This is a genomic window from Pseudomonas sp. 34 E 7 (assembly GCF_900005715.1).
GTDB lineage: Bacteria > Pseudomonadota > Gammaproteobacteria > Pseudomonadales > Pseudomonadaceae > Aquipseudomonas > Aquipseudomonas orientalis_A.
The window spans coordinates 58,445-71,906 of sequence record NZ_CVTX01000121.1 but is presented as its reverse complement, the minus strand read 5'-3'; the positions used below and the strand labels follow the sequence as shown (position 1 = coordinate 71,906).

Annotated in this window: 14 protein-coding genes; all 14 read left to right on the top strand. The window is 51.5% G+C overall.

All coding sequences use genetic code 11. The features are described 5' to 3' along the window. The coding region (locus BFP96_RS10250) for a hemagglutinin repeat-containing protein (protein ID WP_256548923.1) at window positions 1–3,632 on the top strand (3,632 nt) is incomplete at its 5' end. A 7-nt stretch (window positions 3,633–3,639) separates the two neighbouring features. After that, on the top strand, window positions 3,640–4,038 hold the full coding sequence (locus tag BFP96_RS10245; protein WP_065896233.1) for an SMI1/KNR4 family protein: 399 nt from the start codon (window positions 3,640–3,642) through the stop codon (window positions 4,036–4,038). Window positions 4,039–5,300: 1,262 nt separating this feature from the next. After that, complete coding sequence (locus BFP96_RS10235) at window positions 5,301–5,666, top strand: hypothetical protein (protein ID WP_065936147.1); 366 nt, start codon at window positions 5,301–5,303, stop codon at window positions 5,664–5,666. A gap of 123 nt (window positions 5,667–5,789) precedes the next feature. Continuing rightward, window positions 5,790–6,359: a hypothetical protein gene (locus BFP96_RS10230; RefSeq protein WP_065892967.1), complete on the top strand. Its 570-nt coding sequence runs from the start codon at window positions 5,790–5,792 to the stop codon at window positions 6,357–6,359. Window positions 6,360–6,457: 98 nt separating this feature from the next. Further along, the gene (locus BFP96_RS31195; protein WP_256548914.1) at window positions 6,458–7,072 is read left to right on the top strand and encodes a hemagglutinin repeat-containing protein; all 615 of its coding nucleotides are present in this window, start codon (window positions 6,458–6,460) and stop codon (window positions 7,070–7,072) included. Window positions 7,073–7,149: 77 nt separating this feature from the next. Then, window positions 7,150–7,887: a VENN motif pre-toxin domain-containing protein gene (locus tag BFP96_RS31190; RefSeq protein ID WP_256548912.1), complete on the top strand. Its 738-nt coding sequence runs from the start codon at window positions 7,150–7,152 to the stop codon at window positions 7,885–7,887. A 120-nt stretch (window positions 7,888–8,007) separates the two neighbouring features. After that, complete coding sequence (locus BFP96_RS31185) at window positions 8,008–8,817, top strand: DNA/RNA non-specific endonuclease (RefSeq protein WP_256548911.1); 810 nt, start codon at window positions 8,008–8,010, stop codon at window positions 8,815–8,817. A 2-nt stretch (window positions 8,818–8,819) separates the two neighbouring features. Beyond that, window positions 8,820–9,350, top strand: a complete 531-nt coding sequence (locus BFP96_RS29045; protein WP_083203172.1) for an SMI1/KNR4 family protein — start codon at window positions 8,820–8,822, stop codon at window positions 9,348–9,350. A 455-nt stretch (window positions 9,351–9,805) separates the two neighbouring features. Beyond that, window positions 9,806–10,510, top strand: a complete 705-nt coding sequence (locus BFP96_RS29040) for a transposase (RefSeq protein ID WP_083216617.1) — start codon at window positions 9,806–9,808, stop codon at window positions 10,508–10,510. 47 nt (window positions 10,511–10,557) lie between these two features. Then, window positions 10,558–11,373, top strand: a complete 816-nt coding sequence (locus tag BFP96_RS30255; protein ID WP_139113381.1) for a papain-like cysteine protease family protein — start codon at window positions 10,558–10,560, stop codon at window positions 11,371–11,373. Between the two features lie 2 nt (window positions 11,374–11,375). After that, complete coding sequence (locus tag BFP96_RS10215; protein WP_083216616.1) at window positions 11,376–11,765, top strand: hypothetical protein; 390 nt, start codon at window positions 11,376–11,378, stop codon at window positions 11,763–11,765. Between the two features lie 137 nt (window positions 11,766–11,902). Beyond that, window positions 11,903–12,178: a hypothetical protein gene (locus BFP96_RS10210; RefSeq protein WP_065896196.1), complete on the top strand. Its 276-nt coding sequence runs from the start codon at window positions 11,903–11,905 to the stop codon at window positions 12,176–12,178. 190 nt (window positions 12,179–12,368) lie between these two features. Further along, window positions 12,369–12,572, top strand: coding sequence for a hypothetical protein (locus BFP96_RS10205; protein WP_065936145.1), 204 nt, complete (start codon window positions 12,369–12,371; stop codon window positions 12,570–12,572). A gap of 214 nt (window positions 12,573–12,786) precedes the next feature. Beyond that, window positions 12,787–13,332 (top strand): hypothetical protein, encoded by a 546-nt coding sequence (locus tag BFP96_RS30250; RefSeq protein WP_139113380.1) that lies wholly within the window; start codon window positions 12,787–12,789, stop codon window positions 13,330–13,332. Window positions 13,333–13,462 lie beyond the last annotated feature (130 nt).

Below are 13,462 nucleotides of genomic sequence, written 5' to 3'. Positions count from 1 at the left end.
CCGCCACTAACTCAGACAGCGCCCGCCACGAACGCAAGGAAAGCAAAAGCAGCTGGGGCGGCCTGAAGTCGAGCAAGGTTCAGGACAAAGTCGACGAAAAACGCACCACCGCCCTGGGCAGCATGGTCTCCGGCGAAACCGTCACCGTCGCCGCCAAGCGCGACGCCACGGTCACCGGTTCTAACCTGGTCAGCACCGGCGACCTCGCCGTCCAGGCCGGCCGTGACCTGACCATCGACGCGGCGCAAAACACCTTCGCCCGCACCGACATGCACAAGGAGAAGAATCGCGACCTCACCGGCGTGCTGACCGGCAACAAGCTCGGTCTGGACGATATGACCGGCAACCAGAAGCTGTACATCAACAGCTCGAAGCACAATGGCACGGCTAATGAAATGACCTTGACCGGCAGCACGATTGGCTCGAGTGCGGGCAATGTGTCGTTGACAGCGGGGCGTGAGTTGAAGGTGGTGGCCAGTGATCTGGTAAGCACCAAGAACATGGAGTTGAGTGGGGCTGATGTCACCGTCACTTCGGGGATGGAGACGGCCAGTCAGACCAGTAAGGACAGTTCCAAGAGCTTGGCCGTTGGGCGCGTGATCGCGGGCTCGGTAGTGGACACTGCCACCAGCATGCGCGACGCCGTCAAAGCGGCCCGTAGCGCTGATGACCCACGACTCAAGGCAGTCAAAATCGCCCAGGCGGCCCTCGCCGCCTACAACCTGAATGGCCAGGCTTCGGACGCCAATGCGCAAAGCTCCGGTTTCAAAAATAAAATCGGCGGCACGCCCGGCAACGGTTCGCTGATCAAAATCGGCACCGAACTGGCCAATAACCGCAGCAAGAACAGCAGCGAATTCAACAGCGTCACCGGCAAGCAGAGCACGCTCAACGCAGGGCAAGACTTGTCGATCGTTGCCACGGGCGCTGCGGCGGGTACTCAGGGTGATATCCAGATCACCGGCAGCCGCTTGAAAGCCGCCAACACCCTGTTGTTGGCCAAAAACGATGTGTTGATGCAAAGCGCACAAAACACCACCGACCGCAAAAACGAAGGGTCGAAAAATAAAACCGCCATCGGCGCCAGCTTCAATATTGGCGAGCAAAACGGCTTCACCCTCGACCTCGGTGCGCAGGGTGCCAAGAACAATGGCAACGGTAACTCCGTCACTCAGGTCAATAGCACCCTCGATACGGGCAGCCTGTTGTTACAAAGCGGTGGCGATACCACCCTCAAAGGCGCCCAGGTTCGTGCGGACCGTATCAAGGCAGATATTGGCGGCAACCTTAATATCATCTCCCTCCAGGACACCGAGTCTTCGCGCAGCAAACAGAGCAGCGCAGGCTTCGGCGCGAGTATCTGCGTCCCTCCGTTCTGCTATGGCTCTACCGTAGCGGGCTCGGCGAACCTTGCCGCCGCGAATATGAACAGCGGCTACAAGGGCGTGACCGACCAGAGCGGTTTGTATGCGGGCACGGGCGGCTACGACATCAATGTCGGCAAGACCACCACCCTGCAAGGCGCGGTGATTGCCAGTGAAGCGTCAGATGATAAGAACCGCCTCAGCACTGACCGGTTGATCGTCAGCGACATCAAGAATGTCAGCGAGATCAAAAGTCAGTCTGCCGGTATTTCGGTGTCTTCCAGCAGTACCAGCGGTGCGTCGATGGGCGGCAGCATCCCGATAGCACTCAAGGAGAAAGACCATAGCTACACCCGTAGCGCGGTCAGCGAAGGCACGATTGTTGTTCGCAATTCCGAAGGCGCCAATGATCTGGTGGGGCTGAATCGCGACACTGCCAATGCCAATCAGAAACTCGACCGGCCTGATGAAAAGGCCATGCAGGAACGTATCGACCTAATCCAAAGCTCGGCGCAGTTGGCCAGTGGGGTGATCAGTGCGGTAGGCAGGGCGAAGGCCGATGAGGCCAAGAAGCTTGGGCAGGCGGCGAAGGAACAAGCGGACGCAGGCGCGCCTGGTGCTGCTGATACCGCCCGTGCCGCCGATCTGGCTTATTCGGAAGCCAAGCGCTGGCAGTTCGGCGGCGACAAGAAAATGATGGCGGATATCGCGACGGGACTGATCGCCGCAGGCCTTGGTGGCGCGCCCGTCGGTACGACAGTCGGTATCGTTGCCAATACCGCTTCCAGCGAGATCTTCAAGCGAGTGGGTGATTACGCCGAGGCGCAATCCCTGAACCCGAAATCGGACGTGGCAACCCGAGCTGCATGGGCAGAAGGTGGAGCAGCACGCGTCATGTTGCACGCTTTGGCAGGTGCCGCCATGGGGTTGTCCAGCGGCAGAGTGGAAAGTGGCGCGTTGGGGGCCGGTGCTTCTGCTGCGTTGATGCCCTCGATTGCAAAGGCGCTGGAAAACAGCAAATTATCTGAGGCCAGCCAGGACAACATCGCGGCGTTGGTTGCGACCGGGATAGGCGCTGGAGCAGGCGCTGGGAATGGCATCGGCGGCGCGGCTGTCGGGAGTGGGACAGGTTACGGCGTCGAAGTATTCAATCGCCAACTTCACCTGACCCAAGAAGTGCCAATTCTCAAGAAGAAAGCCGAAGAGCTAGAGAAAACACAGGGCAAGCCAAAGTCGGATGCCTTGTGGGAAGACTTGCTGCGTATGGCGGCAGGATCCAAGGTCGATGCCGTCGAAAACGCCCGTTTGGATGCGCTGGAAAAGAACTGGGGCAACGACCCGACGCGGGATTGGCTTGATCGTGATTTGGCGATTGCCAGAGGCGCTATTCAAGAATTGGCGGACAAGAAAATTCCATTAACGTGGAAAGACGGCACTGCAATTATCGCCAACGGCTCTGCGGTTTATGCGTTCAACTCGACTAAAGAGCAGTTTGTAGACACAAGCTTGTTTAATGGTACAGGCGCCGGCCTTTATGGCGAATTGCGCTTGACTGACAAATGGGCTCAATACGGTCGGGAGCAGGCAGATGCTCATGCGACAGAGGTCATTAACGTCTCGACCAACGACCTGGCTTCAAAAGACTCAATGTCGAGGCTGTTGGTATTAGCCAGGAAATCGGCAGAGCCGGTGACGGTGGTTGACGATACGTTGCTTTCGCTCACGGGTGTACGTGTGGGAGCGAAAATTTCAGAGATCGTTGCCGCTGCGTTGGCGAAAAGGAAGGTGGCGACGGAGGAGTCGGGTGAGTTTTTAGCCCAGGGTGCGAAAGGGTTCACTGAACTTTCGAGTCAGGCTCGTCGTTATCTTAAAGATCTCGAAGCGCAGACCGGATTTAAAGTAACAGATGAACAACGTGCTAATCTCGCCAACATTTTGCGCGAGCAAGAATTCACCAAGCTTTCTCCGGAACTATCTGACATTAATAGGAAGCAATTCAATAAAGTGAAGAATGATTTGATCAGTCAGTGGGAGGCCAATACAGGCCAAATGTGGCCGCGCTATACTGAGGACGTTGTTGCTAAGAATGGCCTGACAGTGTCACGAAAGGCGGGTCAACCTTTCGATGCGCATCATATTATTGAAAACAGCTTTGGGGGGCCTAATGAATGGTGGAACATGCACCCTGCTAGATTCCCGGATCAGCACCAAGGTGGTATCCATCGCGCCGGAAGCGTAGCGCGAGAAATTTTCTCAGACAAAAAATAGAGAGGCGATGATGGAGAACTTTGAAGTTTTGATGCGAGAGAAGAAAGATGAGCATTTGTTGGATGGATTAGCTGTTGTGGATGATGCAGTTTTACATGCTATCAAAAAAGATTTTCAGAATGTTCCCGAAGATTACTTGGTATTTTTAAAAGAGTTTGGAGCTGGGGAGATTGACTATGCAGGTATCATGCTTTACAGCGGTTTTTTAGAGGCTGAAGAGATTTTTGATGCAGGTGATGCGAACGCTTTCCGGGATATTCGATTTTTCGGAGATGACATGCAGGGCCGATGCTTCGGCTTCGATACGAGCCAGAGCTGGTCTATAGTCGAAGTGGATTCTTCGGACATGAGTGTTAGAAAGTTATGTGATGAATTTTCTTATTTTGTATATGATTTACTAAGTTGATGTGGTGTGCCTGGTAAAGGTGGAAATCCGAGTTTGGATAAAGGGGTGAAAGGGAAGCAGATATATTTAGTTGGGATTTAATAGATTTACCCTTTTAAACTCAATGGAAATCGGGGTCAGACCACGTTTTTGAGACCACGTTTTGTTTTAGTTTCTGTGGGGCAAGCTTGGAACATTACGCTCTTTAAAAACTAGCTTTTTTATTTTCATTTGCTTGACGTTTTTTAAGCAAGGCGCTTATAAAATTTTCAATGGTGGTCTGACCACTATTTCCTAAACTAAAAATCCTCATGGCAAACTCCCTAGTGTCACCGATCTCGAATCACTTGGTGTGCGAGTAATAAGGGGCGGAGCTTTAGATTTCCGCTTCTCGACACATATGCTCCTTCGAACTGATGGCAGCAAAATTCAAAATCTCGACAGCATGAAAACCATTATTCTGGAGAAGATCAAATGATAGTAAACATAGATTTTGACTCTCTGGTTACCTTTGACTGTACTTACGGGGCTTGGGATTTTGAGAGTGGGAAGCCTAGGGTTCGGTCAAAGAAGTATTCAATGAGATTCCTGGCGGGTACGGGTCGGCTATCTACAGTGGTGCGGATTTCGCATTGTCACTAGGCTCAGGCTTCGTTAAGGTTCCGCTTAAAATGGGCCTCAAGGATAGCCTCAATAAAAAGGATTCAATATTCGGCGTCACCGTGCACAGCTTCGACAACAACAAGTTCATGTTTTTGGCAAGGCAGCACCTTACGGGACAGCGCTGGGAGCGTACCTGAAGTCTGTTGCTGATAAAGGGTATACGTTTTACGAGGAGGCTTCGGGTGAGAAGAAATAAATGGATCGGTGGGTTTTTCTTATCCATCTCACTGTTTTCCATGATTCTGGCGGCTAGCCTGCTACTTGCGATGATCATCGCTGCGGTGATTTCACTCGCCCTGCGCACTGACTCGCCTTGGGTATACAACTGGATCGGCTTTCCCCTTACGTTTGTATTCGCGGCGTATTGGATCCTCACTCGATGGACGTATGTGAAGTCTTACATATCCGGTAATGGGGAAATGTAGTGACCCCCTGCGATAAACCCCGACAGGTGCACTGCCGGGTATCTTTACCTGCTCAAGGACGATCAATGAAACCCTGAGAAAAGGCCCTGGCCGATAGCGATCTGTCGCCTGCTGATCAAAAAGCCATAGCCTCCTTGATTGCTAAAGGTGTGGGCGGCGCCGTGGGCTCAGGTGATGGTGTGACAGGTGGGGTAGTTGCCGGCGGTACAGCGTTTGCGGTCGACAAATACAACCGCTCAGTTGCACCCTGAAGAGAAAGCATTCGCGCTAGAGCTGGCCAAAAAGAGTAATGGCAAGTTCACCGCTGAGCAGATTGAGGCGCAGATGCGGCTGTCTTTTGTAAAAGGCACGGACATCACGCCGGCTACTGATAGGGTCGCTTCAGGCAGCGGTATTTATGGTCCCGCCGGTAATTGGATGCACATGGGCGATGGCAAGACCTCTGTGCAGATGTTTGAGAAGGCGGACCAGCAGGTTATCGCCTACATCAAGGAAAACACTCTGCCAGGCGGTCTACAGCTATGCGCGAGGCGCCAGGGGCCATCGCGCCGGGCGGCATGAGTAAGGATGCCGACCCGGAGTGGCGAGCGGCGTTGGCCGGCTTCGCCCTGTTTTTATACGGTGTCGTATTTTTTTTGAGTTTTTGACCCTTGCATGGCCCATGTATCTACACGGAAAACCCTTATGAAAAAAGTTGCCTTTATCCTCTCGGCCCTGATCCTCGCGGGCTGTCACTCCAATGTTCGCGACTCGTCGTCCAGCCTGCTCAAAGACGGCGTGCAGTTGCAGCAGAACAAGGTCGTGGCCGATGCCGAGCAAGCCAAGGTGATCATGCGGGCCACCGGTTTTACCTACCCTGTGCAGTTCTCCGTGCGCCGTGGCGGTGATGCCGATCAGCGGCCGGAGATCCTCGGCACGGTGGTAGATTCGGGCCGGGGCAAGGTGTTCGGCTGGATCGCCAAGATGAGTGAGGTTGCCAACAGCGCGGCGGTCAAGCGCTTCCCGCAGTTGGAAGTGTTGGCTGATCCGGGGCAGACAATCGAGGTATTGGGCGAGTCGCGGGTGTATGACTCGAACTACTACCGCTACGCCGAAAAAATTGTCTACGCCTGCGGCCCTATGAGCTCGGCGTTCAAGCCGCAGAAGCAGAAGATTTACCTGGTGGAGTTCGTGATCGTCGGCGCGGGCTGTGAGCAGCATGTGTATGACATCACCGATCCCGCGCAGCGTATTCCCGTCCTCGAAAGGGAATAGGGGTCAGACCACGTTGTTGCGTTTTTTAGAGTCCAGCAAAGTTGCTCTTTAAAAATATGATTTATTTTTTGTAGAAGAATAGTGCTCAGCCCCCTATTTTGTTGGACGCCGGCAAACAGGTCAGCCTGATCAGCGGACGAGACACTGCCCTCAAAGGCGCGCAAGTCAGCGCAGACAAAATCACCGCCACCGTGGGTCGCGACCTCACGCTGCAAAGCCTGCAGGACACCGATAACTACAAGTCCAAGCAAACGGATGTCAGTGGAGGCGTCAGCTTCGCCATCATCGGCACCGGTGGCAGTGCAAACCTGAGCATCAGCAAAAGCAAGATCGACTCCAAATACCAGAGTGTGCAGGAGCAGACCGGCCTGTTCGGCGGCAAGGGCGGCTACCAGATTGATGTGGGCAACCATACGCAACTCGATGGCAGCGTGATCGCCAGCACGGCTACGCCGGACAAAAACCGCCTGAACACCGGTACGCTGGGATGGAGCGTTTTAAAGAACAAGGCTGAGTACACAAGCCAATTGCAGAGCGCCAGCATCAGCAGTGGCAGCGATGGCACCAACGCGTTCATCAGCAATATGCCCACCGGCAGCTTGGTCGGATTCAACCACGGCGACAGCGACAGCGGCACCACGTCCTCGGCTATTTCCAATGGCCCCCTCAACATCCGCGACCCTGCCAAACAGCAGCAGGACGGGCAACGCTGAGCCACGATGTTGAACACGCCAACGGCGCCATCAGCCCCATCTTCGATAAGGAGAAAGAGCAGAAACGGCTGCGGCAGGTGCAGTTGATTGCGGATATTGGCACTCAGACGGTAGACATCGTTCGGACTCAGGGTCAGATCGATGCCGATAAAGAAGCGCGTGCTGAACTTGATAAGCGTGGCATCAAAGAGCCTGGAAAGGATGCCAAAAAAGAGGACGTCGACGCCTACAAGAAAAAACTGATCGCCACTGACGCTTATAAACGAATCATGGCCGACTACGGGGTCGGCGGTAATTACCCGCGTGTAGCACAGGCGGTGACAGCAGCATTGCAAGGGCTGGTTGGGGGCGATATTGGCTCCGCTATTGCGGGGGCGTCGTCTCCTTACTTGGCACAAGTGATCAAGAAAACCACCGGGGACAACGATGCGCTGAATACTATGGCGCATGCGGTATTGGGTGCCGTGGTGGCACAGGCCCAAGGCAACTCGGCGCTGGCAGGCGGTGCCGGGGCAGCGACGGGCGAATTGATCGCCCATCAACTGTACCCAAACACTAAAACGGCGGATCTGACGCAGGAGCAGAGAGAGACGGTGGTTGCGCTGTCCGGTTTGGCCGCTGGGCTGGCTGGGGGGATTGCAGGTGGTGACCTGAGTGGGGCAGTGACCGGCGCGCAAGCGGGCACTAATGCCGTCCAGAACAACTATCTGAGCAAGGCGCAGAAGGCTCAGAGAGACAAGGAAATGAGTGAGTGTCCGACGTTGGTCTGCAGTACAGGCACAGCTACGAAGTGGACAGCGATCGACATCGCGTAGGATGCCAGCTTTACACTCGGTACTGCCGCTGGCGCTGTTCTGGGGCTGAACGACACCGTTGATGGCATCGTCCGCACCGCAGGCAACCTCAAGGCGACCTATGCGGCGCTGAAAGCTGTAGTGGAGAGCGGTGGTGTTTGGGACGCGGTCAAGCAGCCGTATATTGATCGCATCGATCGACTGCAAGCGCAGTATGAAGAAGCCGGGCCCAGTGGCTCTTATAACGCCGGGGTTGAAACTGGAAGGCTGATCAGCGATATGGCTGCGGTCCTTTCAGCTGGCGGTGGGCTGGTGAAGGGTGGCGCCTTGCTGGCGGAGAAGGTTACGGCTAAGGTCGCTGCTCGAATAGAGTTGGGGGGGGCGAAGGCAACTCCTTCAGGGCTGGTTTCTGGAGAAACTGGCTTTGTAGATGCTGGTAAGGCTGCTGCTAACGATGCGGATTTCGCGCCTCCAAAAGAAATTCCAGAAAGCAGCTACCCTTCGCTGGCCAGGCCAAGTCCAAATGCCCCAAGCAACGTAATTCTCGGCGAGCTTGACTCACTTGGTCGACCTACTGGAGTTACAGCAGTCCTTAGGGAGGATTCATTGGGAGGCGGTTCAAGCGCTAATCCAGCAATTCGACCTCCAGGTTTTGAAGGGCAGCCTGCTAACCATGCACGAGGACATTTGCTAGCAAATTCACTAGGGGGGGCTGGTGATGATGCAAGAAATTTGGTGACACTTTTCCAGCGCAACGCAAATCATCCAAATATGAGTTCATTTGAGCGTCAAGTCAGGAGCGCGGTGCAGAGTGGTGAAACCGTAAGCTATAGGGCGGTGCCTATTTACACGGGTACAAATCCAATGCCAACCGGTGTAACGTTATCTGCTCGTGGATCAGGCGGTTTGACTCTTGATGTATCAATCCCAAACGTGAGTGGAGTTAAGTAGGAATGATAAATAAGCTGATTAGTCTTCTTTCGCCACCCTCTCAGCGAATCTTCGATAACACGGCTTGGGCGAACTTTGAATCTGAGGGAAATCCACGATTGCCGAATGATTTCAAACAATTAATATCAATTTACGGATGTGGGTCGGTAGACGATTTTTTATGGATTCTAGATCCATTTTCAAAAAATCCAAACTTGAATTTTGAAAAAAGCAAATACTTTATAGATGCATACGCTGTAATGAGGCAGGAGTTTTCGTCGGACTATCCGAGACCAGCTTACCCTGCGGAAGGTTCTTTTCTTCCTTGGGCGGTAACGGATAATGGAGAAACTCTTGTTTGGTTAGTCAATGGAGAACCAGAGTCATGGAAAGTTGCAATTCATAGCTCGGATCAGGGGGCGGAGGAGGTCTACAATTTTGGCTGTGTTGAGTTTCTTTTAAAGTTGCTTAGCAGAGATATTTCGTCAAAAATTTTGCCTAGTCAGTTTCCCCCTGATGATCTAGATAATCATTTCTTTAGGATTGCTGATTAGGTTTATAAGGAGGGAGTAGGGGTTGAGGGAGAAGGAAATAGGGGGCAGACCACGGTTTGCGTTTTTTAGAGTTCAGTGAAGTTGCTCTTTAAAAATATGGTTTATTTTTGGCGAAATAGGGTAGGCCACATTTTTGCGTTTTTAGAGGTTAGTAGAGTTGCTCTTTTAAATAGAAGAATAGTGGTCTGACCCTGAGGGATCCCCGATTTTTCTTACGAAAAATCAAGAAGTTGGGGGTCTGGAAATCGGGGTCAGACCACGTTTTACGTTTTTTAGAGTTCAGTGGAGTTGCTCTTTAAAAATATGGTTTATTTTTTGGAAAAATAGGGTAGACCACGGTTTAGCGTTTTTAGAGCCGCTCTTTTAAAGCATGATTTGTTTTTTGTAATTATTTTATTTCGTCGGCCTAGTGATCGACGGCTAAGCTGTAAGCTCTTATACAGTTAGAGGTTTATATGGCTCGCCGTCCCAGGGTTTTACTGCCGAATATCCCGTTGCATATTATTCAGCGGGGAAACAATCGGGCCGCGTGTTTTTATGCAGATAAAGACTATATTTTTTACATTGATACATTAGCCGAGCTTGCTGAGCTGTACGGTTGTAAAGTTCACGCATTGTGCTTGATGACAAATCATGTTCATTTATTGTTGACTCCCACCTGCTGCGCGGGGGGTAGCCTACTTATGAAGGGGCTGGGGCAGCGCTACGTTCAATATGTCAATCGAACATATCAACGAACGGGCACGTTGTGGGAAGGCCGCTTTCGCTCCTGTTTGGTTCAACAAGAAAACTATGTTTTAGCTTGCTATCGATATATCGAAATGAACCCGGTCAGAGCGGGTATGGTTGCTCATCCGGGCGACTATCGCTGGACCAGCTATAGAGCAAACGCACAGGGTGAGTTATCAGGCTTTATAAGCCCGCATGCAGTCTATAGCGAGTTAGGTAGCGGCGCCGCGCAACGAGCCGAAGCTTACCGGTCTATATTCATGGATCGGCTTTCACCTGAATTGATAGAACAAATTCGATCTTCTACGAACGGTAATTACGTTTTGGGGAATCAGAAGTTCGCGTCAGAGATTGCGCAGATATTAGGTAAAAGAGTTTCACCGGGTGTGTCAGGACGCCCGAAAAAGTGTGAGTTAAAAATAGAAGAATAGAGAATAGTGGTCTGACCCCTATTTCCCCAGAGGCGTGCTCGGCGCAAATGTATGCCGAGCGCCGTGAAAGCCTTGCTTATACGTTGGCGGGTGGTGCTGTTGTAATCGGAACAGTGGCAGGAGGCATGTTGCTTGGCCCAGCCCTGTTAAATGCCTGTGGGATGAACCCGGTAGCTTGTACCGAACTGACCATAGCAGCAGCAGAGGTGCCTTTTGGTGCCGCGATGGCTGGCGGTGGGGCGTTAGGTGTGGGAGGCTTTGGCAGTCTTGGGGCGAAGGAGGTAGCTGCTACTGCGGATGCTGCTGCTGCGGCGCGGAATGTTGAGACTGTAACAGGTGGCGCTCTTGGTCCAAAAGGGACAGCAGGTGCTTCTGTTGATGGCGCAGGCGGTATTACTGTTGCGCCTAAAACGATCCCATATGAACCAAAGGGCTCTGTTGTTTTACAAGGTGACGCCCCTGTATGCGGACCAGCCTGCGCAGCAATGACAATTACTGACAAAACGGGTGCGGCAATTAGCCTTGACAATGCAATTGGAAGCTTTGTAAACGGGGTCAGGCCGACCGGCGTTAACACTCTGGAATTATCAGATGTGATATCTAAGGCGGGAGTTAAGAATACTGTAAACACTTCAATGCTACCTGAGCAGTTAAACAAAGCACTGCAAGAAGGAACGAGTGTTATCGTTCAGGTTCCCGCTGGCCAAGGAAAACACTTCATTATTGTTGATGGTGTTAAATCTGTTGATGGCGTAAGTTACTATATGACACGAGACCCGTATGTCGGGCCAAGAGGTGTTCAGCAAGGGTTGTTAGATGGCGCAATGTCAACAGGCGTTAATGCCATTGTGATAGGGGAGTGATAATGAATATTGGCGATATTGTTGGGCTGGAGGGCTGGCTGGTTGTTATTGATTATAAACTTTTCCTCATTCCAGAGAACTATTCAGAAAGTTATGAAGATGGTGAAAAAATTGAAATTTCTAACCCTGAAATAATGTTTTCTGTGATGGATGAAATCCTTCCCTTGGCCGGAGGGAAGAGCTTTATATTTCATAAGTCTAAGGTTTCAGGGGTCTTGATAGAGCATTCGCCGATGAAGATTAAGCCAACAGCTTTATCTGTAGAGGAGAGGGGGCATGGTTTTATTTCTATAGATATTGAGGGTAATGTTGAAAAAAATAAAGCTCGGTACGAGGACTTACTTAAGAAGAGACAGAATGTTAAGTCCGGTGACTGGCTAGATTACTTGTAGGTGCAAAAGCAACGACGACTGCTGGGGAGCTTGCTGGCGCACCTCATCACGCAAAGCCCGCTACAATATCTACAATCAAAATAGATGTTCGGGATAGTGTGATTCAGGCTGCATTCCTGTACTAGTTAGGAACAGTTATGAGCAGCGGCGAAACACTAATAGAACGATTTGTCGTCCAAGAGTTGGGTGACAGTGTTCGCTCTATTTTAAAAGATGCCTTTGACGAGCGGAACCATTCCAAGAGCGTTTTGCTCAGGAAGTTTGAATTTAATTGCTTTGATGTTTCATTGGATTTTGAAAATGACATCGTTACATTGCAAGATATTCTTTCTTCTGGAGAGGGTGACGCCCTTAATGTACCGATGCACGATTTTATCTCCGCTTGCGGTTTGAATGTCTCTTGTAAGTTGTAGGTTTCTGGATGTTATCTGAATACTTGGTGGCTGACAGCACTGATGGCGCCAAGGAGTTCCTTATCGACTCAGAATCTATTAGGAACACATGCTCCGGGTGTTTTGCATGTGCATTTTCAAGTTAAAGACCCTGTGTCTGGAAAATATATTTCTAATAGTCATGTTTACCTATGCGGACTAGGATGTGAATATGTCTATCGTTCGGAAGGGTGTCATTGTTACTGGCGGATACTCTGGGTGGAAAATTGTTGTTGCGGACGACCGTGATGGCGACACTGGCGGGTATTATCTTTACTTGAAGAAAAGTGATATTGAAGGGTTTGATTACTGGTTCGAGCATGAGGCAGGGCTTCAGGCTCAACTAGTTGATTTTGAGGTGGAGTGGATGGTTTAGTAAGTTTGATGAATTTGGCCTTTAATTTGCCTTCGATAACTCTAGAAGGTCTCGAATTGTTTAGCCAAGCTTGTGCTGTACCGGCTCTGTCTTTAGCTGGTAGAGAGGAGTCGATTATTATAGCGACAGAAGCAATATATTAGGCGCCATCAGCCAAATTAGGCATACAAAAACTTTCCAATCACAGCGTAATACCTAACCCAAGGAGTTATTTTTGAACATCCGACTACTTGCCATTTTTTCTACGCTGTTGCTCAGTGGCTGTGGTTCTATTAATCTCAAACAGCCTATACAAGAGCAGCCCTACGATCAGGCAACCTCCGCAAGGATCCGTCTTTTCGGAAACAACGGTTTGCCCGCCGCAATCAATCCAGGACAAGACTGCGCTTCGAGCAAAGAACCTATTTATGCCTATGGCGATACACTTGCAGATAAGTTCAACTCCACCCTGGGCAAACACACCATACGAAGTATAGGAATGCCGGCGTCATGGAGGAGCGATCATCTGAGCTATGGCGAGTCGTACTCAGAGTTTGTTATCCCCGCAGGCGCCCCTTCTGTGGTCGTGATGAAAATGGTCACCGACCAATTCAGGTGTGTGCCAGCTCCTCAAGTATTTACTCCTGAGGCAGGTAAGGATTATGAGGCGTATCTGGACCGGCATGACTGGAGATGCGGCGGAGTGATTCGACTTCTCTCCGGTTTAGAGACGCCCGGCCCTGTCGCAGAAGTCCCATCGACTAGTTGCGCAAAACAATAGATATCCTCCCTGAGTTTCGGCGGCTTCTCCCGAGCTCAGGTAGGCCTCCACTGACGTGGCAGCAACTGAGTCAATCCCACTCGCCCGCTGCGTCGACGCTATTCAAACCTACCCCACCCCTAAATTCCGA